Annotated in this window: 17 protein-coding genes and 3 pseudogenes; 10 read left to right on the top strand and 10 right to left on the bottom strand. The window is 69.9% G+C overall.

From position 1 onward, the window contains the following. Window positions 1-370 (bottom strand): annotated as a pseudogene (locus tag ABT009_RS45985) (hypothetical protein); the annotation flags it as partial. Between the two features lie 64 nt (window positions 371-434). Here ABT009_RS45985 and ABT009_RS45980 point away from each other — a divergent pair. Next, window positions 435-659 (top strand): annotated as a pseudogene (locus ABT009_RS45980) (IS1380 family transposase); the annotation flags it as partial. 155 nt (window positions 660-814) lie between these two features. On the opposite strand, the pseudogene ABT009_RS45975 reads toward ABT009_RS45980, so the two are convergent. Continuing rightward, window positions 815-1,291: pseudogene (locus ABT009_RS45975) on the bottom strand (DoxX family protein); the annotation flags it as partial. 494 nt (window positions 1,292-1,785) lie between these two features. Next, window positions 1,786-3,126, bottom strand: a complete 1,341-nt coding sequence (locus ABT009_RS45970) for an MGH1-like glycoside hydrolase domain-containing protein (protein WP_351308972.1) — start codon at window positions 3,124-3,126, stop codon at window positions 1,786-1,788. A 240-nt stretch (window positions 3,127-3,366) separates the two neighbouring features. On the opposite strand from ABT009_RS45970, the gene ABT009_RS45965 reads away from it, so the two are divergent. The 7 genes from ABT009_RS45965 to ABT009_RS45935 all read left to right on the top strand — a co-directional run bounded on the left by ABT009_RS45965 (window position 3,367) and on the right by ABT009_RS45935 (window position 10,007). Beyond that, a complete protein-coding gene (locus tag ABT009_RS45965; protein WP_351308970.1) occupies window positions 3,367-4,782 on the top strand; it encodes an ABC transporter substrate-binding protein in 1,416 nt (471 codons plus the stop codon). Window positions 4,783-4,835: 53 nt separating this feature from the next. Beyond that, window positions 4,836-5,861: a carbohydrate ABC transporter permease gene (locus tag ABT009_RS45960; protein ID WP_351308979.1), complete on the top strand. Its 1,026-nt coding sequence runs from the start codon at window positions 4,836-4,838 to the stop codon at window positions 5,859-5,861. Between the two features lie 14 nt (window positions 5,862-5,875). Further along, complete coding sequence (locus ABT009_RS45955; RefSeq protein WP_351308976.1) at window positions 5,876-6,742, top strand: carbohydrate ABC transporter permease; 867 nt, start codon at window positions 5,876-5,878, stop codon at window positions 6,740-6,742. 18 nt (window positions 6,743-6,760) lie between these two features. Further along, window positions 6,761-8,026 (top strand): ROK family transcriptional regulator, encoded by a 1,266-nt coding sequence (locus ABT009_RS45950; RefSeq protein ID WP_351308968.1) that lies wholly within the window; start codon window positions 6,761-6,763, stop codon window positions 8,024-8,026. Continuing rightward, complete coding sequence (locus tag ABT009_RS45945; protein WP_351308965.1) at window positions 8,019-8,555, top strand: NUDIX hydrolase family protein; 537 nt, start codon at window positions 8,019-8,021, stop codon at window positions 8,553-8,555. The genes ABT009_RS45950 and ABT009_RS45945 overlap by 8 nt, the downstream gene beginning before the upstream one ends. Window positions 8,556-8,683: 128 nt before the next feature. Beyond that, the gene (locus ABT009_RS45940) at window positions 8,684-9,397 is read left to right on the top strand and encodes a maltokinase N-terminal cap-like domain-containing protein (protein ID WP_351308962.1); all 714 of its coding nucleotides are present in this window, start codon (window positions 8,684-8,686) and stop codon (window positions 9,395-9,397) included. Between the two features lie 157 nt (window positions 9,398-9,554). Beyond that, window positions 9,555-10,007, top strand: a complete 453-nt coding sequence (locus tag ABT009_RS45935) for an STAS domain-containing protein (RefSeq protein WP_351308959.1) — start codon at window positions 9,555-9,557, stop codon at window positions 10,005-10,007. Window positions 10,008-10,095: 88 nt separating this feature from the next. On the opposite strand, the gene ABT009_RS45930 is transcribed toward ABT009_RS45935, so the two are convergent. Then, on the bottom strand, window positions 10,096-11,565 hold the full coding sequence (locus tag ABT009_RS45930; RefSeq protein ID WP_351308956.1) for an MFS transporter: 1,470 nt from the start codon (window positions 11,563-11,565) through the stop codon (window positions 10,096-10,098). A 266-nt stretch (window positions 11,566-11,831) separates the two neighbouring features. On the opposite strand from ABT009_RS45930, the gene ABT009_RS45925 reads away from it, so the two are divergent. Beyond that, complete coding sequence (locus ABT009_RS45925; RefSeq protein ID WP_351308953.1) at window positions 11,832-13,187, top strand: MFS transporter; 1,356 nt, start codon at window positions 11,832-11,834, stop codon at window positions 13,185-13,187. Between the two features lie 82 nt (window positions 13,188-13,269). On the opposite strand, the gene ABT009_RS45920 is transcribed toward ABT009_RS45925, so the two are convergent. The 4 genes from ABT009_RS45920 to ABT009_RS45905 form a co-directional block, all read right to left on the bottom strand. Next, on the bottom strand, window positions 13,270-15,429 hold the full coding sequence (locus ABT009_RS45920; protein ID WP_351308950.1) for an FUSC family protein: 2,160 nt from the start codon (window positions 15,427-15,429) through the stop codon (window positions 13,270-13,272). A 122-nt stretch (window positions 15,430-15,551) separates the two neighbouring features. Further along, window positions 15,552-15,950 (bottom strand): VOC family protein, encoded by a 399-nt coding sequence (locus ABT009_RS45915; RefSeq protein ID WP_351308947.1) that lies wholly within the window; start codon window positions 15,948-15,950, stop codon window positions 15,552-15,554. A gap of 143 nt (window positions 15,951-16,093) precedes the next feature. Continuing rightward, window positions 16,094-16,573, bottom strand: a complete 480-nt coding sequence (locus tag ABT009_RS45910; protein WP_351308944.1) for a TetR/AcrR family transcriptional regulator — start codon at window positions 16,571-16,573, stop codon at window positions 16,094-16,096. After that, window positions 16,570-16,707: a TetR family transcriptional regulator gene (locus tag ABT009_RS45905; protein ID WP_351308941.1), complete on the bottom strand. Its 138-nt coding sequence runs from the start codon at window positions 16,705-16,707 to the stop codon at window positions 16,570-16,572. Before ABT009_RS45905 ends, ABT009_RS45910 begins: the two co-directional genes overlap by 4 nt. Before the next feature lie 232 nt (window positions 16,708-16,939). On the opposite strand from ABT009_RS45905, the gene ABT009_RS45900 reads away from it, so the two are divergent. Then, window positions 16,940-18,013 (top strand): maleylacetate reductase, encoded by a 1,074-nt coding sequence (locus ABT009_RS45900; protein ID WP_351308938.1) that lies wholly within the window; start codon window positions 16,940-16,942, stop codon window positions 18,011-18,013. 93 nt (window positions 18,014-18,106) lie between these two features. Here the strand turns inward: ABT009_RS45900 and ABT009_RS45895 are convergent, their stop codons facing one another. Together ABT009_RS45895 and ABT009_RS45890 are read right to left on the bottom strand one after the other, a co-directional pair. Continuing rightward, the gene (locus ABT009_RS45895) at window positions 18,107-19,390 is read right to left on the bottom strand and encodes an MFS transporter (RefSeq protein ID WP_351308935.1); all 1,284 of its coding nucleotides are present in this window, start codon (window positions 19,388-19,390) and stop codon (window positions 18,107-18,109) included. A 110-nt stretch (window positions 19,391-19,500) separates the two neighbouring features. Continuing rightward, window positions 19,501-19,956: RNA-guided endonuclease TnpB family protein (locus tag ABT009_RS45890; protein ID WP_351308932.1), on the bottom strand; the 456-nt coding region annotated here is incomplete at its 5' end.

The following is a 19,956-nucleotide window of genomic DNA, read 5'->3' as shown; positions in this document are numbered from 1 at the left end:
GGCACCAGGGCACGAAGACGATTGGCGGCATGGGGCGGTTTTACACGCTCTGGTCCTGTGTAACCCATGGGATCGCTAAGCCATTCAGAGACGCTTCCCACCGATGCCAGGGCGGTTGCCGTCAACGCCCAGCGCGAAACGGCGGCAGGGCCACGTCGCCGGGGATGAAGGTCAGCTGCTCACGGCCGTCGTCAGTGAGGCGGACCGGGGACGGAGCCGCGTCGAAGCCGTGCTCTCTCAGCCTCGTGAGATGGGCATGGAGGGCTCGCGCGTTCCCCGGCGCCGGCCGCTCCACCAGGGCGCCTCGGCGGAAGCCTCCGTGGATGGCCCCACCTTCAGGCGGGCGAGGATAGGCACTCCTGCGGAGCAGGGCCAGGAAAGCCGATGCGCCGCCAACGCGGATCGACGCCTGCCACCCACTACCCGCAGAAGCGGCCGGATCCCGCCTCCCGGCCGATCCCGCCGAGCGCCACGGGGCTGACCGGGGCCTTCAGCGGCGCGCTGAGGCGGCCACGGCCGCACGGCACCGGGCGCGACCCGGGCCGGGTCGCGGTCGACCTGGCGGTCATTCCAGCCGACGGCGGTGAGGCGATCGCGGATCTGGCCCAGCTGCGCGACCAGGCAAGGTGTTCGGCCCGGTCACCTCCACCCCCACCGCCTGACGCCCGCTGGCCGGCCTCGACTCCGAAACCGGCCTGTCGGCGACGTTCACAGGCGATGCAACTGGCGCAGGGAATCCGCCGTCTCGTTTCGATTCCCGCCACACTGGGCGGTCTGCTTCCGGCGTCAGCGATTGCGGGACGCGCGGCGCGGCACCGGTCCGGCGGCTGCGACGTCGCGCGGCAATGAGCGCGTCGAGGGACAGCGACGGGGTGCCCGCAAGCACCAGCGGCAGCCACGCCATCAGGTAGGGGATGTCGTTGCCGAGGAAGTACGGAGCGGCGCTCCAGCTGACCGTCAGCCACAGGACGAGCGAGATCAGCGCGCCGCCGAGGGCGGCTATGCGTCCCAGCAGGCCGACAAGGATGCCGATACCGACGGCGAGCTCGCCGAGGGCGATGGCGTAGCCGAATGCGTGCGGATTCTTCAGCGCCAGATCGATCATGCCCGGTATCGCTGAACTGTCGTGCACTGCGTGCAGCGCGCTGACCAGCGATCCGGGCGCCGAATCCGTGAAGAACGGCGAATCGATGAACTTGTCGAGCCCCGCGTAGGCGAACGTGACGCCAAGGAAGATCCGCAGTGGCATGAGGGAGTAGCGTGTGGCGGTTTCTCGCCAGTTTCCCAGCATGATGTCCTGCCTCTCTGCGGTGAGCGTCGCAGCGCGTATGGCTGCATGGCTCCCCTAAGGGAGATACGTACGCCGGCTCGGCAACGACTTAGCTGTAGCCCGTGCTGTCCACCCAGATCCGCTGCCACGGCGACTTCGCGTCCACTTGTGGTGGCGTCCGGATCATGAGCGGGAACACGAAAGTGCCGTCTGACCTGGGGCGATAGGACCTGCTGGCCGATCTCGCCGACGGCACCGGGCACGACCCTGGCCGGATCGCGTCACGCGTCCGGCTCCGGGCGCCCAGCCGTCTTCGGCCGCCGCCTACGGATCACCGCCACCTGGCCCTGGCGGCAAGAGGTGGCCACCGCCTTCGCCCGCCTCGCAGCCCTGCCCAGGCTGCTCGCAGCCCTGCCCACGCCGGCCGGGCAGCTGACCAGCGGCATGCAAAGAGCGCCAACAACCCGAAGGTGCGTCCTGCACCGCGGTCGCGGCTGTCTTCGTCGCGGCAGCTCCTAGCGGTCGGCGCAGAGCAGGTCGAGGGTGAGCGCCGCGGTCCACGAGAAGTTGAAGGTGCCTCGGCCCTCGCCGCTGTACGGGTCGATGTACTCGGAGAACTGGGAGGCCGCTGCGGCGTTCAGAAAGGACGAGCGCAGTGAGTCGGCGCGTCCCGCACGTTTGTGCACGCGCAGTGCGCGCTCGATGAGCCAGGCGGTGTTGAACCAGGCGGGGCCACGCCAGTACCGCGTACGGTCGAAGGCGTGACCAGCCAGGTCGTAGCTGGGCACCAGGTCGGTGGCGCGGGCGTGGAAGTGGGGGCCGGACAGGCTCCGCAGGAGCTGCTCGACGATGTCGCCCGGCAGGCCGGGGACGATGAGCGGGATCAGCCCCGCCACGCTGCGCTCGGGGATCAGTTCGTCGGCGGCCAGATCGCGGACGAGGAACATGCCGGTCTTTTCGTCCCACAGGCGTGCCACGAGGGTGTCCGTGAGTCGTTCGGCGCGGGCCGTGTGGACGGCGGGGTCGGCATCCACGGCGGCGGCGATGCGAGCGAGGGCCAGTTCGCTGACGATGAGGAGGGAGTTGACGGCGGGGTCCTCGACGGCGAAGTGGTGTACGGCGGCGTGGTCGTCGTAACCGTGGTCGCGGTAGTCGAGGGCGAGGCGCACGTATCGGCCGTAGTCGAGGTCCGTGGGCCGGTCGGCGGCGGCTCCGTGGTCGAGGTCCGCGCGCCGGAAGGTGCCCGGGGCAGCCGGTTCGACGCGGGCGAGCGGGCTGTCCCAGCAGGGGCTGTTGTCCATGCCCGCCTCCCAGGGATGCACCATCGCCGTGAGGCCCGCTCCCGCCAGGTCGCGCCGGTTGAGCAGATAGCGGTGCCAGGCGGTGAGCCGCGGGTACACGCGTGCGAGGAAGCCTCGGCGTCGGGACCGCAGGGGGTCCGCCCGGTGCACGAGCCAGGCGGCCAGGGCGTGGACGGGCGGCTGCACGATGCCTGATGTCTCGAGCTCGGCCGGGGCGCCGGCTGACTTTCCGGCGCGAGAGGACTGCCAGAAGTCCGGGCTCGGGAAGTACGCGCCCGGCGGGAGGGCCGGGTTGAAGACGATGTGCGGGATCCGGCCGTCGCCCCACTGGGCCGCGAGCAGCGTCTCCAGTTCGCGCTGGGCGCGCCGTACCGACAGGTGCCGCAGCCCGATCGCGATGAAGGCCGAGTCCCAGCTCCACTGGTGCGGGTACAGGCCCCGCGACGGAACGGTGGAGGCGCCCGTCCAGTTGTCGAGCAGGACCTGCGCCGCACCGCGCCACAGCGCCGGATGGCCGGCCCCGGGCGGCGCGGGTGGCTCCACGAGTGCCCTCACGCGGTGGACCGTCTCGGACATCTGGGGCCTTTCGGAATCAGAGCCCAGGACGATCTGAGCCCCGGCACAACGTCAGTTCTGCGCCCTGTCGGGCCCTTGAGTGGCCGATGAACTGCACGATGCGTTCCACGAAGCGTTCCGAAGACTTTGAGGAACCATCAGTTACGTCGAGAATATCCACAACTTATGCCTTGTCAACAAGCAAAAGCAGGTACGAAAGTCGGCGATGGGGACACGCGCATGCGTATGAGGGCCCGGCGGTCGAAGGCGACCGCAGCCGCTCTGGCGGCAGCACTGGCGGCAGCACTGGCGGTCGGGATGCTGACGGGGTGTTCGGGCAACACCGGTCCCGGCGCACCGGACCGCGAGATCACCGTGTGGTCGCTGGAGAATCTGCCGCCGCGTGTCGCCGCGACGCAGAAGATCATCGACCGGTTCGAGAAGCAGACCGGCATCGAGGTGCACCTGGTGGGAGTGGCCGAAGGGCAGCTGCCCCAGCTGATCATGTCGGCGGCCGCGTCCGGCCATCTGCCCGATGTCGTGGGCGCGCTCCCCATGGGCCCGGCCTGGCAGATGTACAGCAACGGCCTGCTCGACACCGAGATCCCGGGGCAGATCGTCGACGAGCTCGGCAAGGACACCTTCACCGCCAACGCCCTGGAGCTCACATCCGACGGCGACACCCGGCTCGGGGTCCCCTCCGACGCCTGGCTGCAACTGCTCGTCTACCGCAAGGACCAGCTCGACAAGGCCGGTCTCCAGACCCCGGACACCTACGACACACTCCTGAAAGCAGCAAAGGGTCTGGACACCAAGGGCCGTGACGGCATGTCGGCTGCCACCGACCCGGGGGACGTCTTCACCCAGCAGAGCTTCGAGAACTTGGCGCTCGCCAACGACTGCCGACTGGTCGACGGGCAGCACGATGTCGCCCTCACCTCACCGCAGTGCGAGACCGCGTTCAGGACGTACGACAGTCTCGCCCGCGACTACGGCGCGCCAGGCACCCAGACCGTCGATTCCACGCGGGCCACCTACTTCGCCGGCAGGTCCTCGATGATCATCTGGTCGTCCTTCCTCCTCGACGAGCTGGCGGGGCTGCGCAAGGACGCATTGCCCAGCTGCCCGCAGTGCAAGAAGGACCCAGGGTTCCTCGCCCGCAGCAGCGGGATCGTCACCGCGCTCAAGGGCCCGGACGCCGAGGAGCCCGCGCAGTTCGGCGAGATCACGTCGTGGGTCGCCACCAAGACCGCCGAGACCGACGCGTCGCGGCAGTTCATCGAGTACATGATGGGCAGCGGATACGAGGACTGGTTCGGCATGGCGCCGGAAGGCAAGATCCCTGTCCGGCACGGCACCGCCGACGCCCCCGATAAGTACCTGGACGCCTGGCGCTCCAGCAGGATGGGCGTCGACACCCTCAAGCCCATGAACGAGGTCTTCTCCGACCAGCTGCTCGACCAGCTCGCCGACGGCGTCGACAACATGCGCCGCTGGGGCATCGAGCAGGGCGAGGGGGCACTGGTGGGCGCCATCAACGGCGAACTGCCCGTGCCCAAAGCCATCGCCGCCATGACGAGCGGCCAGATATCGCCCGCGGAGGCGGCCCGCGAATCCGACGACGAGGTCGCCGCCCTCCAGAAATCGCTCCAGTAGCCCTGCAGCAATCCATCCCGTAGCCCGGCCGCCCCTCACAGAGGTCTTCGATGATGAGCACCGTGCAGTCCGGCGCGGCGGAGCGCCGCCCAGCTCCCGGCCACCGGCCCCAGTCGGCCCGGTCCCCGGTACGGCGCCGCCCGCTCACCGCGAGCCGCCGCGAGAACCGTGCCGGGCTCGCCTTCGTCACCCCCACGTTCGTCGTGGTCCTCGTGGTGGTCGTCCTGCCCATTTTGTGGACGGTGCTTCTGGCGTTCCAGCACGCCAAGCTGGTCGACATCCAGGGCATGGGACTGTTCGGCAACTGGTCCCTCGACAACTTTTCGCTCGTATTCGGTTCGGCCGGCTTCTGGTCCAGCCTGACCACCACACTCGCGTACACCGCGGGAGGCACGGCGGGCTCGGTGCTGCTCGGTCTCGTGGCCGCCCTCGCGCTGCGGAGGCCCTTTCGTGGCCGCGGTCTGCTGCGCGGCGCCATGCTGCTGCCCTACGTCGCACCGGTCGTGGCGGTGGCGTTCGTCTGGGAGGTGGCGCTCAGCCCGCAGTACGGCATCGTCAACGACTGGGGCCGCCGACTCTTCGGCTGGGACGACCCGCTGGCGTTCCTGTCCACCCGCCAGTACGAAGTGGCCTTGTTCGGCTGGCACTTCGGCATACCGCTGGCCCTGCTCACCGTCATCGCCTTCGAGTGCTGGCGCTACTTCCCCTTCGCGTTCCTGTTCATCCTGGCCCGCCTGCAGGCCGTGCCGGACGGCCTTGAGGAGGCCGCGAAGGTCGACGGCGCCACGCCCCTGCAGCGCTTCCGGCACGTCGTGCTGCCGCAGCTGATGCCGGTGATCGCGCTGCTGTGCGTGCTGCGGGGCATCATGACATTCAACAAGTTCGACGACGTCTATCTGCTGACCGGCGGAGGCGCCGGCACGGACGTCGCGGCGATCCGGGTCTACGACTTCCTCACCGCCCGCTACGACGTCGGCGCGGCCGCCGCGCAGGCCCTGGTCCTGGCCGCCGTCCTCATGGTCCTGCTGGGCCTCTACTTCACGTTCTTCGGCAAGAAAGTGCAGGAGGAGTCGTCGTGATGCCGCGCCTTTCCATGACGCGTACGCAGTTCGAGGAGCGGCTGTTCGGGGCGCTGCGCTGGGTGGTCATCGTCTTCCTCGCGTTGATCACCCTCGTACCGTTCTGCTACATGCTGCTGCTGTCGGTGAAGCCCATCGACGCCCTGCTGCTCGACCCCGGATCCCTCTGGGTCTCCGCGAAGGACTTCACGCTCAGCACGTACGAGAACGTGCTCACATCCACCTCCGACGGCGGACAGGGGTTCCTGCGCCTGCTGCTCAACTCGGCCCTGGTGTCGCTCGGTACCGTCGCCCTGACGCTGCTGGCGGCCGTGCCCGGCGCCTACGCCGTGAGCAGGCTGAGGTTCTTCGGCGGGCGGCAGATCAGCGCGCTGTTCCTCGCGGTGTACCTCTTCCCCGCGACCCTGCTGGCCGTGCCGCTGTTCGTGATGTTCGCCCGGCTCGGGCTGTCGTCCAGCCTCGTGGGCCTGGCCATCGTCTACGTCGCCCAGACGGTACCGGTCTCCCTCTACATGCTGAAGAACTATCTCGTCACCATCCCCCGCTCCGTCGAGGAGGCCGCCGGCCTGGACGGCTGCTCGCGGCTGCAGACGATCCGCATGATCGTCCTGCCGCTCGCAGCGCCCTCGTTGATGGCCACCGGGCTCTATGTCTTCATGATCGCCTGGAACGAGTTCCTCTTCGCACTGCTGTTCCTGGCCGCCGATCCGGACAAGTGGACGGTCTCCCTCGGTCTGGCCCAGCTCTCGGGCGGCGTCGAGGTCCCCAAGACGGTACTGATGGCCGGCTCAGTGGTTTTGACCCTGCCTGTGGTACTTCTGTTCCTCACCGCCGAACGTCTGCTCACCGAGGGTCTCACCAGCGGCGCCGACAAGACCTGAGGAAACAAGGGGGTCCCCATGCCGGCGAACCAGGCCAGCGCGGGGCATCTGCTGCAGCTCATCCGCAGCGGAGAAGCGGTCACGCGCGCCGACCTCCAGCGCGCCACGGGTCTGTCCCGGTCGACGGTGGCCCAGCGGCTGGATCTGCTGTGCGGTGCGGGCTGGCTCCGGCAGGTGGGCGGCACCTCGACCGGCGGGAGGCCCACCCAGCGCCTCGCTCTCGATCCCACCCATGGCGCGGTCATCGCCATAGACCTGGAGACACGGCACGCCCGCGCCGCCGTCCTCGATCTGGCCGGAACCGTTCTCGCCGAGCACACTGCTCCCGTCGTCATCAGCGACGGTCCCGACCACGTGCTGGACCGGCTCGCCGGCTGGTTTCCCGGGCTCATCGCCGCCGCCGGAATCGACGCGGCCAGGATCTGCGGTATCGGACTGTCCGTGCCGGGCCCTGTCGACTGGGAGACCGGCCGGGTCGTACAGCCGCCGATCATGCCCGGATGGGACCAGTACCCCATCCGCGAACGCATGCAGGACGCCTACGCGCAGCACGTCGGGACCAGCCTGGAGCCCGGCCCCGTCCCCGTGCTCGTCGACAACGACGCCACGCTGATGGCGCTCGCGGAACACCGCGCGGGCCACGCCGGCTGCTCCGCCTTCGTCCTGGTCAAGGCGTCCACCGGCATCGGCGCGGGCGTCATCGTCAACTCCGAGGTCTACCGCGGCATCGACGGCAGCGCAGGCGACATCGGGCACATCCGGCTGCACGACCGCTCGGACGCCCTGTGCATGTGCGGCTCCTACGGCTGCCTGGCGGCCGTCGCCAGCGGCGGCGCACTGGCCCAGCAGCTCTCGGCCCTCGGCATCCCCACCGCCTCAGGATCAGACGTACGCGAACTCCTCACCCAGGGACACCCGGACGCCGTCAGGCTGGCCCGGGCCGCAGGCCGGCGTGCGGGCGAAGTCCTCGTCACGGTGGTCACGCTGCTCAACCCGGGCGTGCTCATGCTCGCCGGCGACCTTGCCGGCGTCCCCTTCATGACCGGTGTCCGCGAACTGCTCTACCAGCGCGCCATGCCCCGCACCACCGCCCGCCTCCAGGTGGTCACCTCAACGCTCGGCGACCGCGCCGGACTCGTCGGCGCCGCGGCCATGGTCGTCGACTTCCTCTACTCCCCCGACCGCGCCGACGCCCGCCTCGCCGCCCACTTGAGCGGCGCGCACGAAACGGGAGGCGCTGACGCGAAACAGAAGACGCTGAAAGTACGATCAACCAATGTCTGACACGACCGAAACCATGCCCGGCTGGCTGACGACCGACGAACTCGAACTGGCGCGCGCACGCATGCCGATCCTCTACGTCGAAGCGGTGCCAGTGCGAGTCGACGACAGCGGCGAAGTCACCAGCATCGGACTGCTGCTCCGCATCGGCCCGGACGGAACGGTCAGTCGCACCCTCGTCTCCGGGCGGGTCATGCACCATGAACGTGTCCGCGACGCCCTGCTGCGCCATCTGGAGAAGGATCTCGGCCCGGTGGCACTGCCGCGGATCCCGGCCTCCCTGCAGCCCTTCACCGTCGCCGAGTACTTCCCGATGCAAGGGATCACGCCTTTCCATGACCCCCGACAGCACGCGGTGTCCCTCGCCTACATCGTCCCGGTGGCCGGCGACTGCCGCCCCCGGCAGGACGCCCTCGACCTGGTCTGGTTCAGCCCGCAGGAGGCGTCGTCGCCGCTGGTCCAGAACGAGATGCCCGGCGGGCACGGAGTCCTCCTCAAGCAGGCACTGGCACACGTCGGCTGCCTGTCCTGAACGAGGGCGCACGTGCCCGTCACCCTGTGGGCGCACACGTACGAGATCGCTGACTCGCGAAATTCAGCCGTGTGCACGTCAGTGGGAGTGGCACGATTAGCCGAGATCACGCGAAAGGTTACGGAGACATGGCTGTCATCCACCACACCACCATGACGCCCAGCAAGCTGGAACTTCTCGGCTCCTGGCTGCCTGCGCAGCCCTGGTACTCGGGCACCGGGCGCGAGCCGGAACTGACCAAGGCCGGCGGCTTTCGTCTCGACGATCCGCAGGGCGAGGTCGGCATCGAGTTCATGGCGGTCACCGACGAGTCCGGAGACCAGCCCGCCACGTACCAGGTGCCGTTCACCTACCGTGCGCAGCCGCTCGACGGAGCCGATCATGCGCTCATCGGCACTTCCGAACACGGGGTACTGGGACAGCGGTGGATCTATGACGGAACACACGACCCGGTTCTCGTCGCCCAGCTGTTCGCCCTGATCGTCGGCGAGAGCGAACCGCAAGCCCAGAGCGTCAGCGACACCCCCGACCCATCCGTCACGAGCCACTTCTCGGAGACCGGCCATTCAGCAGCGATCAGTCTCAAGTCCGTGACCAACGGGCCGGAACACACCGATCTCCTCGTGCAGACCGATTCCGCCGCCGGCCCGCGGACTCGACCGCACCGACAACTGGTCATCCGAGTCAACCGCATCCTCAAGCCCGGCCGAGACGTCCCGTCCGCCGATGCGACGCCGCCCTTGGGACACGTCACCGCCGGCTGGCTCCAGCCGGACGGCACCAGGGCGCGCGACCTCTTCACCGTGGTGTATGACGCCGCAACCGATCCCACGGCCGCATAGCTGATCGTTCGCGGACGTGCCTGATGCAGCGCGATCACGGCGCCAAGGCCCAACTCACGCGCCATGCACCATGACACTCAGGTCGCCGCGGCGGACTTCGAGCACCTGGCGCTCGGGGAGCGCCGTCCAGTGGGGACGGGGCTGCGGCCAGCGCACGATGGGCGGCCCATTCACGGCCGCCGCATTTGGCGCCGCCGCGCGGTTAATCCCCCGCCGGGCGGTACTGGCCGAAACCTTTACCCACAGCCTGCCCGTTATGTCAGTTATGCAGCCGAATTTCCAGATCACCCACCGCGACGAGAACGACTGGACCGTCGTGGAGATCCACGGCGAGGTGGACGTGTACACCGTGCCGCAGATCCGCGATCACGTGACCGGCCTCATCGAAGAAGACCGCCGCCTCATCATTCTCGATCTGCGCCGGGTGACCTTCATCGACTCGACCGGCCTTGGCGTGTTCGTCGGAATCCTCAAACGCATCCGCGAACGGGAAGGTGAGTTGCGACTGGTGATCACCAGTCAGGCCGTCCGCAAGATCTTCGACTTGACCAGCCTGTACGGCGTCTTCCCCATCCACGACTCACTCGACGCCGCGCTGACGGCTCCCTGAACGGGCGTGGTGTCCGGACGGGAGCAGTCGACGGTCCGGCGGGCAGCAGCCCGCCGGACCGGGTTCGTTCAGTGGCGTTCGTGAGGCGTCAGGACGCCGCGGCGCCCGGCACCCGCTCCCGTACCAGGCCGTAGAGCACCACCGAGACGGCCATGACGCCGGCCGCGGTGAACACGCCCGGGGCCCAGCTGCCGGTGGCATCGCGCATTACACCGCTGATGACCGGGCTGGCCACCGCGCCGATCTCGGCCACCAGGTTGAACACGCCGAAGGCTGAGCCGCGCTGCTCTTCGGGCACCTGGTCGCCGAGGATGCTGTGGACGATCGGCTGCAGCGCGTTGAAGAACAGTCCGGAGACGAACAGGATCAGCCCGAGCAGCCACAGCGACGGCTCCCCCACCAGCAGGGCGAAGCCGAACGCCACCGCAAGGAGCGTGTGCGCGACGGCGCAGACTATGGCGAGCGACTTGCGGCCCTTGCCGCGCCGCACCTGCCGGTCGGCGAGCCAGCCGCCGAGCGGGAAGCCGATGATGCCGGCGCCGGCGTTGAACGCGGCGGTCAGGGCGGCCGCGATGAGACTGCTGTGTGTGCTCTCCTTGACGATCTGCACCGACCAGAAGGAGAAGAACCACAGGTTCCACATCACCGCGATGAAGGCGATGTAGAGCAGCCACATGTCCTTGGTGAGCAGCACCCCGGAGCGGCCGGTGCGGACGATCTCGCGCACCACGACGGCGATCATGGCGGCGGCGAGCACACCGGAGCCGATGGCGGTGAGCCAGTCCGGCCAGCCCAGGTGCTCAGTGAGCAGGAACAGGCCGGTGATCGCAATGGCGGACGGGACGGAGTACGCAAGAAGCCGCAGCGCCGGCGGCCCGAGCCGCAGCGGCCGGTCGCCCCGAGCCCGGAAGAACAACCAGGTGGCGGCGGCCACGAACAGCGAGACAACACCGAGGACGTACAGCGGCATGCTCCACGCGCGCCCGCCCATGCCGAGTGAGCCGCCCCAGTCGATGAGGTACGGGGTGGCGACGACGCCGATGGTCAGGCCGATCGACAGGCCCGAAATGACGACGCCGAGGCCGACCGTACGCCGCTCGGGCGGGGTGTGGCCGATGACGAGGGTGCGGTCGTTGGAGTAGAAGACGCCCTCACCGAGACCGGTGAGCACACGCGCGACGACGAACGCGACCAGGCCGGTGACCAGGCCGGAGACGAGCGTCATGACGCCTGCCCACAGCAGGGAGAGCACGAGCATCTCGCGGTGGCCGTAACGGTCGCCGAGCCGTCCGCCGGCGTACTGGGTGAGCATGTAGCCGGTGAAGAACATCGAGCCGATGAGCCCGCCGAGGGTGGCGGGGTTGGCGGCGTCGCCGATGAACCCTGCCTTGTTCTCGATCATCCAGGCGATGACGGGCCCTGTGACCGTCCGGTCGGCATAGCTGATCAGCCAACCGAGCAGCAGGAACATCCACAGCTGCTGGTAGCGGCCGCTGAAGACCGGGCGCCGTTCGGCAGAGGCGGCTTCGGGCCGTCCCGACCCAAGTAGGTCGCGCATGCATTCCCCTTGACGATGCGAGTGCCCCGACGGACCGGCCACCGACCGGTCACGCACGGAGCGCCTTAGTAAGCGCTTGCTAAGGTGACAGCCGGGTGCTGAGGCGTCAATAGAGATCACGTGGTCAAGCGCTAACTGTTGTGTCTCGGTGGCCGGTCCACTTCTGGCATGACAGTCCAAAGGGGATGAGCCGGTGGAGAGCCGCCGCCGCGCTTCAGAGATAGTGAGTCCCGAACAGAAAGATGTAACGAGCAGCCAGGACGAATGTGGATACGAGCAACAGCAGCACCGACGACAGCAGTACCGACGACGCCGGTACGGAGGGCAGCGGCACCGACCCCGGCGCGGGAGCGCCACCCACGGCAACAGGTCCGGTGACGCCCCGCGGGCGCGGGTGGCGCCGCTGGATGATGGACACGCGGCCGCTGCGCCGCCCGGCCTTCCGCCGGCTGTGGTCCTCGACCATCGTCACGGCCGTCGGCAGCCAACTCACCGCCGTCGCAGTGCCCAAGCAGATCTACGACATCACGGGCTCATCGGCATGGGTCGGCTACGCGAGCCTCGCCGGGCTTGTGCCACTGGTGGTCTTCGCGCTGTGGGGCGGCGCGATCGCCGACAGCATGGACCGGCGCAAGCTGCTTCTGCTGACCAACAGCGGCATAGCCGTCACCTCGCTGCTCTTCTGGGCGCAGGCCGTCACCGGACTGGACTCCGTGCTGGTGCTGATGGTGCTGCTCGCCCTTCAGCAGGCGTTCTTCGGCCTCAACTCCCCCGCCCGCAACGCCTCCATCGCCCGACTGGTTCCCCAGGAGGAACTGGCCGCTGCGAACGCCCTCGGATCGACCGTCATGCAGACGGGGTTGGTGGCCGGACCGCTGCTCGCCGGTGCCCTCATCCCCGTTATCGGCCTGGCCGAGCTCTATCTGATCGACGCCCTGGCCCTGTGCGCCACCGTGTGGGCGGTCTGGAAACTCCCCCCGCTGCCGCCCTTGACCACAGCGGCGGCCGGCCGCGCGGGATGGCGTGAGGTCATCGCGGGCTTCCGCTACATCGCACAGCGCAAGGTGCTGCTGCTGTCCTTCCTCGCCGACATCATCGCCATGGTCTTCGGCATGCCGCGGGCCCTGTTCCCCCAGCTCGCCGCGGAAACGTACGCGCCCTACGGGGAAGGACTGGCGCTCGGGCTGCTGTTCGCGGCCATCCCGATCGGTGCGGTGGCCGGCGGCCTGATGTCCGGCACGTTCTCCCGCGCTCGCCGGCACGGACTGATGGTCATCGCGGCAGTCGTGGCCTGGGGTGCGGCCATCACAGGATTCGGACTGAGCACCAGTCTGTGGGTGGCCGTGGTGTTCCTCGCCGCCGCCGGAGTCGCCGACATGGTCTCCATGGTCTTCCGCGGAGCGATCCTGCTGTCGGCCGCCACCGACGAGATGCGCGGCCGGATGCAGGGCGTGTTCACCGTGGTGGTGGCGGGTGGGCCACGGCTTGCCGACGTGCTGCACGGAACTGCGGCCTCAGCCCTGGGAGTACGTACGGCTGTCGCAGGCGGCGGCCTGCTCGTCATCGCCGCCACGCTGGCCATGGCCGCCACGATGCCCGCCCTGCGTCGCCATCGGTCCTGATCACGGACAGCGACGCCATCGGTCCTGATCACGGTCACCGGCCGAGGCAGCCCGGCGCATCGCCGCCCGGCACGCGCCGACGTCAGGCCGCGTGCCGGCGGCGATGGCGGGCGGCGATCGTTGCGGTGAGGTCCTCGACCGCGTCGACGGTCGCACTGCTCACGGCGACCGCGCGGTTCGCCGCAGCGCTCCCCGAGCCGTCGGCCGCCGCCGCGAGCAGGCCGGAGCGGGCGGCGAAGGCGTCGAACACCGATCGCAGCGCACCCGGTGCCACGGTCTCCGCTCCGGCGGCGGCCCGGGCGAGTGCGGCGAGGTGTTCGTGCAGCGGGTCGGCGAGTTCGGTCAGCTCTGGGACGGTGTCCTGCGGGGTGCGTGGCAGATTTTCGCCCAGCAGCGTTGCGTACCCGGCGACCGTCGACACCTGTTTGCTGATCTCGTCCAGCTGCGCGGTCGACCAGGGGACGAGGTGGTGAGCCGGCTCGGCGTGCGACTGCTGAACGGCGGACTCCAGGTGCTCTCTGGCCTGCCGTGACCGCGCCCGCAGCTCGTCGATGGCGGCCGCGTCGGTCGCGCCGACGTCGGCGTAGCCGGTCAGCAGCTCCGGGAACAGCCGGTCCTGCACCCGGAGCCAGTCGGCGAGCAGGCCCGGCAGGCGCCTGGTGGACCAGGTGGGCCACAGCAGGAAGATCAGCACCGCCAGCGCGGCGCCGACCACCGTGTCGGCGGCGCGTGCCCAGGCCGTCGGGCCGGGCAGCCCTCCGACGTGGTGGATCAGGAAGACGATCCACGCGGTCAGCCACAGGTTGAGCATCAGCTGCCCGGTCCGCAGGGTCAGGAACGACGCCGCGGCCAGGACCACCGACGCGACCACCAGGCCGGTGGGCGACCACTGCGGCAGGGACAGGACCCAGGCGAGGAGGCCGCCCAGCACGGCTCCGGCCGCTCTTCCCCAGCCGCGGGCGATGGTGTGCCCGTACCCGGGGAAGAGCACCAGCATCGTGGTCAATGACACCCAGAAACCGTGTGCGGAGATGCCGAGGCCGCCCCAGCCGCCGATCGACCGGCCGATCAGCTCGGCGATCACGACGCCCACCGCGAGCCGCACCGAGTGGCGGAAGACCGGCGCCTGGGGATGCAATTGGGCCCGTAGGCGCCGGACGGTGCGCGTCACGGCGGGCGAGCCCGCGTACAGACCCGGCACCTCGGTGTGGGGTTCGAGCACATCGCCGAGCCGACCCTCGGTGGACCGCCGGGCCAGTGCCTCGGCCTGCCGCAACCGGGCGGCGAGGTCGCGCGGGCCGCGCGTGTGCGAGAGCGCCGCCCATGACTCGAGGCTGCTCCACGCCTCGTCGGGAGAGCGGTGCTCGCGGCCGGATGCGATCGTACGGGAGATGTCGTCCAGCACCCGGGCGGCGGCCGACAGAGCCGCCCGGTCCGCAGGCTCTGACGCTGCCGTCGCGGGCACGGCGAGCCGCATGGTCTGCGAGGCAGGTTCGGTGACCCGCACGGTCTGCAGGGCGCGGCGGATGCGCTCGGCCTCGCCGAGCAGACCGAACATGGCCGCGGCTGCCGGCCGGCTGAACTGCGGCAGCAGGTCGAGGGCCTGCCGTGCCGCCGTGAACGGAGCGGACGAGGCAGCCGCGGCAGGGCCGGCCGTGCCCGGATCGGCTGTCGCGGCTGATGCGAGCGATCGGTACAGGGCGGTGAGGGTTCGGCGCTGGGCCGCGAACCGGGGCCCGTACGGCGGAAGCAACTGCACCGCGACGATGAGACCCGTCCCCACTGCCATCCACCCGGCCATCACCAAGCCGCCGTGCAGACCCGGGGAGAGGTCAGCGGTGATCATCATCCCGATGACCGCAAGGCAGGCCCGGATGGCGGGCGCGACGCCGAGCGTCCACCACAACCCGGCAACGAACGCCGCCACGGCGAGCAGCAGCAGGAACAGCCAGGTGGTGCCGTGCACCAGGGCACCCAGCACCGCCATGGTGCTGAAGGCCACCGCCATCGCGAACGCATTCACCGCACGGTGCCGCAGCGGACTGAGGAGCGTCCCGATCCCGCAGATGAACGCCCCGACACTCGCCATCGCCCCGGCTGACTGGTCGTCCAACAGCAGTCCGAGCAGCGTCGCGAGCAGCACGGCCAGGACGGCCCGCGCGATCGCCCATGGCGATGCGAAGGCGCGCTGGACGCGCAGCCCCTCACGGCCGAGCGTGACGAGCGACGACCACCAGCGCATGTCGGGGCTCCTTAGCGGCAAGGGCAGGATCAGCACAGGAGCAGCCCAGCTGTCCGCTTCTCATCCTCTGCCAGCGGCGGTACGTCCGCCACCTGCCCGACGCTCTCGCTCGGAGCACATGATCAGCCGAGGGCCGCCTGCTGTGCGGGTATCGCCTGCCTGACCGGTTCGGGCCCGGTCCATCCGCACGTGCCGACGCCGGCCTCGTTACCCTCGGCGTCGGCCAACACCCAGTGCGAGGGCGCGTGTTCATCGGTCACCAGGCGGCCGCCGACGGCTACGGCCGCCGCGATGCGCGCCTCGGCCTGGTCGTGCGGCACGAAGACATCGACGTGGACCCGGTTGCGCTGCGGGCGCGGCATGTCCATGTGCTGGAAGTACAGCGGTGCTCCGCGACCGTGCGGATCGATCAGGTCCTCCTCGCTGCCGACGCGCTCCTCGTAACCGAGCAGGGCACCGCCGGCGGCTTCGTGGAACTGCCGCGGAGTGATCCGCTCGGGATTGCGCTCAACATGAGTCATGCCCTCAACGTAGCGAGCAAGTCTGACAATTCAGCACCCACGCGAACGCGCGGCGGCTGTCGCTCACTTGCAGGAACATAAAAGGCACGGCACAAGTGCGGTGAGGGCCAACGACCCCGTGTCGCTAGCGCTCTGACCTGCCGTCAACTAACAAGTGCACCATGCACCCAGCTGTCGGCGAGCAATGAGAGTGCCACCTCGGGATCGGTCTTCTCCCAGCCGCGCCGCATCCAGCGACGGGCCACCGCGTCGAACTCGGAGAACGCCAGGAACGCGCGCATGTGCCTGTCGGCAGGGTCGAAGCGGTCGGCCTGGTTCAGGCCCTCCTCGATGTCGTTGATCGCGCTCTCGAACCACTGGTCGACCGGGCCGCGCAGTTCAGGGTCGACGGTCGCCGCCTCGAGGGCCGACATGAGGTACGGCTTGATATCCGGCCAGTGGTCCGCCCGCTCCCGCAGCCATGCCTCGATGCCGCTCCTGGCACCCTCTCGTACGACGGCGATGAGCTCGGCGGACGAGGGTCGCTGGATCGGCGATCCGGTGCGTTCGAGCAGCTCGTCGAGCTGCTCGATGAGCGCTCCCATCAGGGCGGTGCGCGACGCGAAATGCGCGTAGAAGGTCACCCTCGTGGTGCCCGCGCGCTCGCGATGTCGTCGACGGTCGTCGCGGCGTAGCCCTTGGACTCGAAGAGTTCGAGGGCTGTGGAGGGCAGGAGCCGCCGGGTCATCTCCTTCTGGGCGGCGCGCAGATTTGCCACGTGAGCCGGGTACTCCTTCTTGGTCGACTGTGCGGATTACTGCGCCGCGACCGCCGGTCGCCTGGCCAGGGCGCCCATCCTGTCGCCGCCTCTGCGGACGACCCGACGTCCGTCTCTCCACCGGCCGCCACCGGCCCGCCACCAGGGTGATCCACGCAATGTACTTTGACTTCGCGTCCCGCCCCGGGCACGAAGCCCCTTCCGCGCCCGTTCCCACATCGGAGACCACCGTATGAGCACATCCCTCACCATCCATGAGACCGTTGCCAGCCGCGTACTGACGGGGCGCGGCGCGGTCGACCACGTTCCCGACGAGGTCGAGAGGCTCGGGGCCGGGCGTGTCCTGCTGGTCGCGACCCCCTCGGCCAAGGCTGCGGCCGACCGCGTCGCCCAGGGACTGGGCGCGCGGCTCGCGGCCCGCTTCGACCGCCCTGCCGCGCACACCCCGGTGGCCGTGACGGCGGAGGCGATGGCGGTCGTCGAGGCTGCGTCGGCCGACTGCGTCGTGGCGATCGGCGGCGGCTCGGCGATCGGACTGGCCAAGGCGGTGTCCGTACGTACCGGGATGCCGCAGATCGCGGTCCCCACCACCTACGCGGGCTCGGAGGTCACCCCGGTGCTCGGAGAGACCGAGGACGGCGTGAAGACGACCCGCCGCGATCCCGCACTGGTGCCCGGCACGGTCGTCTACGACCCCGATCTCACCCTCACGCTGCCGCCCGGCCTCACCCGGACCAGCGCGGTCAACGCCCTGGCCCACGCCGTCGAGGCCCTGTGGTCGCCCACCGCGAGTCCGGTCACGGACGCGCTGGCCACCGAGGCCGTCGGCGGCATCCTGACCGCGCTCCCCGCGGTGCTCGACGACCTGGCGGACCCTGAGGCCCGCGGGCGCCTGCAGTCCGCGGCCTGGCTCGCCGGCATCTGCCTGGCCCAGGCGCGCATGGGCCTGCACCATCAACTCGCGCACGTCCTCGGCGGCGCCTTCGACCTGCCGCACGCCGAGCTGCACACGCTCCTGCTGGCGCACGTCATGGCGTTCAACCGGCCCGCCGCGCCGGAGGCGTTCGCCCGCATGGAGCGCGTCACGGGAGGGGACCCGGTCGCGGCCGTGTACGAGCTGGCCCTCGCCCACGACGGGCCGACGACCCTCGCGGATCTGGGCGTCCCCGCCGGCGCCCTGCACGGGATCGCGGAGAGGGTCGCGGCGGCTCCGTACCCGAATCCGCGGCCGCTCACCGTCGACGGCGTCGCTGGTCTGCTCGACGACGCCTGGCACGGGCGCGTCCCCGCGGGCGAGGGCCGGTAGGCATAACCGCACAGACCGAGGGCCCGGCCCGGTGCGCGCTGGTCCCCCCTTCGGGGAGGCGCACCGGACCGGGCCCTCGTTCCGCCCGTGCCGTCAGTGCTGGGCGGCCGCCTCGGGGATTCGCCGCACCCCGATCGCCGCGACGACGGCGCCGACGACGCAGAGCACACCGGTGGTGAGCACAGCGGTGTGCACACCGTTCATGAAGGCGTCAGCTGCGCCCTGCTTCACGGCTTCCTTGACCTGGCCGGTCATGGAGTCGGAGACGGGGGCGACGCCCATGGCGACCGCATCCTTCGCTTCCGCCAGGTCCTGGGCCATGGGGGCGGGCACGCCGGCGGCGGTGAGTTCGCCGGTCAGGGTGGAACCGACCCGGCTGCTGATCAGGGACACCAGTACGGAGGTGCCGAGCGCGCCGCCGACCTGCAGCGCGGTGGCCTGGAGACCGCCCGCGACACCGGCGTCCCGGACCGGGGCGTTGCCGACGATCGCGTCGGAGGACGCGGACAACACCATGCCGACGCCCAGGCCGAGCGCGATGAACGGCGGCCAGAGCGCCCCGTAACCGGAGTCGGCGCTCAGACCCAGCAGCAGGAAGGACGCGGCGGCCTGCAGCACCATGCCGAGCGGCATGGTGAAGCGGGGGCCGAACCTGTCGGTGAGCGCGGCGCCGAGCGGGGAGGCGACCACGGCGGCGAGGCTCAGGGGAAGCGTGCGCACACCGGCCTCGACCGGGGTGTAGCCCTGCACGTTCTGCAGGTACAGCATCAGGAAGAAGATGGAGCCGAGCAGCACGAAGAAGTTCAGTGCGGTGATGACCGCGCCGACGGAGACAGCCGGGCTGCGGAACAGCCGCATCGGCAGCAGCGGGTACGCCACGCGGGTCTCGTACCAGCCGAACAGGATCAGGATGATCAGGCCCGCCACGATGGCGCCGATGGTGCCGGCCGAAGTCCAGCCCCACGTCTCACCCTTGACGACACCGAAGACGACGATCAGCATGCCGAGCGCCAGCAGGATGACACCCGGGATGTCGAACTTCTCGTTCGCCGCGGCTTCGCTCTTGCTCTGCGGCAGCACGAGCGCGCTGACGATGATCGCGATCACGCCGATGGGCGCGTTGATGAAGAAGACGGACTCCCAGTTGACGTGCTCGACGAGCAGTCCGCCGACGGTCGGGCCGAGCGCGGTGGACACCGAGGACACCATCGCCCAGATACCGACGGCCATACCGAACTTGCGCGGGGGGAACACCGCGCGCAGCAGGCCGAGCGTGTTGGGCATCAGCAGCGCACCGAAGAAGCCCTGGGCGGCACGGAAGGCGACGACCAGCTCGATCGATCCGGACAGGCCGATCGCGACCGAGGAGAGGGTCACCTTCTCGGCCGTGAACGGCCGGGCTTGTGTGCCCGGTCGTTCACACCTTGTCGCGCTCCCGACTGCCCCCTACGAAAGGACGGTCACGGGTCGCATCTCCCGCTTTCCGGCTAGGCCGGTGGCGGGACGGGCATGGTGACGAATGCCCACGCCGAGCGTGCGCGGTCGCGCACGTTGACCCCGGCGACGTGGTCGGCCGGCCCAGCGAGGCCGCACCGACGACAGCGGAAGTTGTCCCGAGTGGGCCGGTTGGCCTTCTCGGTGTGCCTGCAGCGCGGGCAGCGCTGCGAGGTGTAGGCCGCATCCACCTCTAGGAAGGGGACCCCGGCCCTTTGGGCCTTGTAGGCGAGGTGCTGGCCGAGCTGGTGGAACGGCCATGAGGAGAGCGTGGCCCGCTGGTCGCGGCGTAGCCGTACCCGCTCACGGATCCCATCGAGTTGCTCGACGGCGATGCCGCGACCGGTGCGTTGGGCGACGGACACGATCTCCTTGCTGATCCGGTGGTTCACATGGGTGGCATGACGCTGCTCCTTGCGTGACCGACTAGCCAGCCGCCGACGGGCCGA

This window comes from Streptomyces sp. NPDC002896, from assembly GCF_040295225.1.
Taxonomy (GTDB): domain Bacteria; phylum Actinomycetota; class Actinomycetes; order Streptomycetales; family Streptomycetaceae; genus Streptomyces.
This window is presented reverse-complemented; position numbering and strand designations above follow the sequence as displayed.

What these genes read in the sequence shown, in the direction of transcription:
- ABT009_RS45965 (WP_351308970.1), top strand. Translation starts at nt 3,367, where the DNA reads ATGCGTATGAGGGCCCGGCGGTCGAAGGCGACCGCAGCCGCTCTGGCG.
- ABT009_RS45960 (WP_351308979.1), top strand. Translation starts at nt 4,836, where the DNA reads ATGAGCACCGTGCAGTCCGGCGCGGCGGAGCGCCGCCCAGCTCCCGGC.
- ABT009_RS45955 (WP_351308976.1), top strand. Translation starts at nt 5,876, where the DNA reads ATGACGCGTACGCAGTTCGAGGAGCGGCTGTTCGGGGCGCTGCGCTGG.
- ABT009_RS45950 (WP_351308968.1), top strand. Translation starts at nt 6,761, where the DNA reads ATGCCGGCGAACCAGGCCAGCGCGGGGCATCTGCTGCAGCTCATCCGC.
- ABT009_RS45945 (WP_351308965.1), top strand. Translation starts at nt 8,019, where the DNA reads ATGTCTGACACGACCGAAACCATGCCCGGCTGGCTGACGACCGACGAA.
- ABT009_RS45940 (WP_351308962.1), top strand. Translation starts at nt 8,684, where the DNA reads ATGGCTGTCATCCACCACACCACCATGACGCCCAGCAAGCTGGAACTT.
- ABT009_RS45935 (WP_351308959.1), top strand. Translation starts at nt 9,555, where the DNA reads ATGGGCGGCCCATTCACGGCCGCCGCATTTGGCGCCGCCGCGCGGTTA.
- ABT009_RS45930 (WP_351308956.1), bottom strand. Translation starts at nt 11,565, where the DNA reads ATGCGCGACCTACTTGGGTCGGGACGGCCCGAAGCCGCCTCTGCCGAA.
- ABT009_RS45920 (WP_351308950.1), bottom strand. Translation starts at nt 15,429, where the DNA reads ATGCGCTGGTGGTCGTCGCTCGTCACGCTCGGCCGTGAGGGGCTGCGC.
- ABT009_RS45915 (WP_351308947.1), bottom strand. Translation starts at nt 15,950, where the DNA reads ATGACTCATGTTGAGCGCAATCCCGAGCGGATCACTCCGCGGCAGTTC.
- ABT009_RS45900 (WP_351308938.1), top strand. Translation starts at nt 16,940, where the DNA reads ATGAGCACATCCCTCACCATCCATGAGACCGTTGCCAGCCGCGTACTG.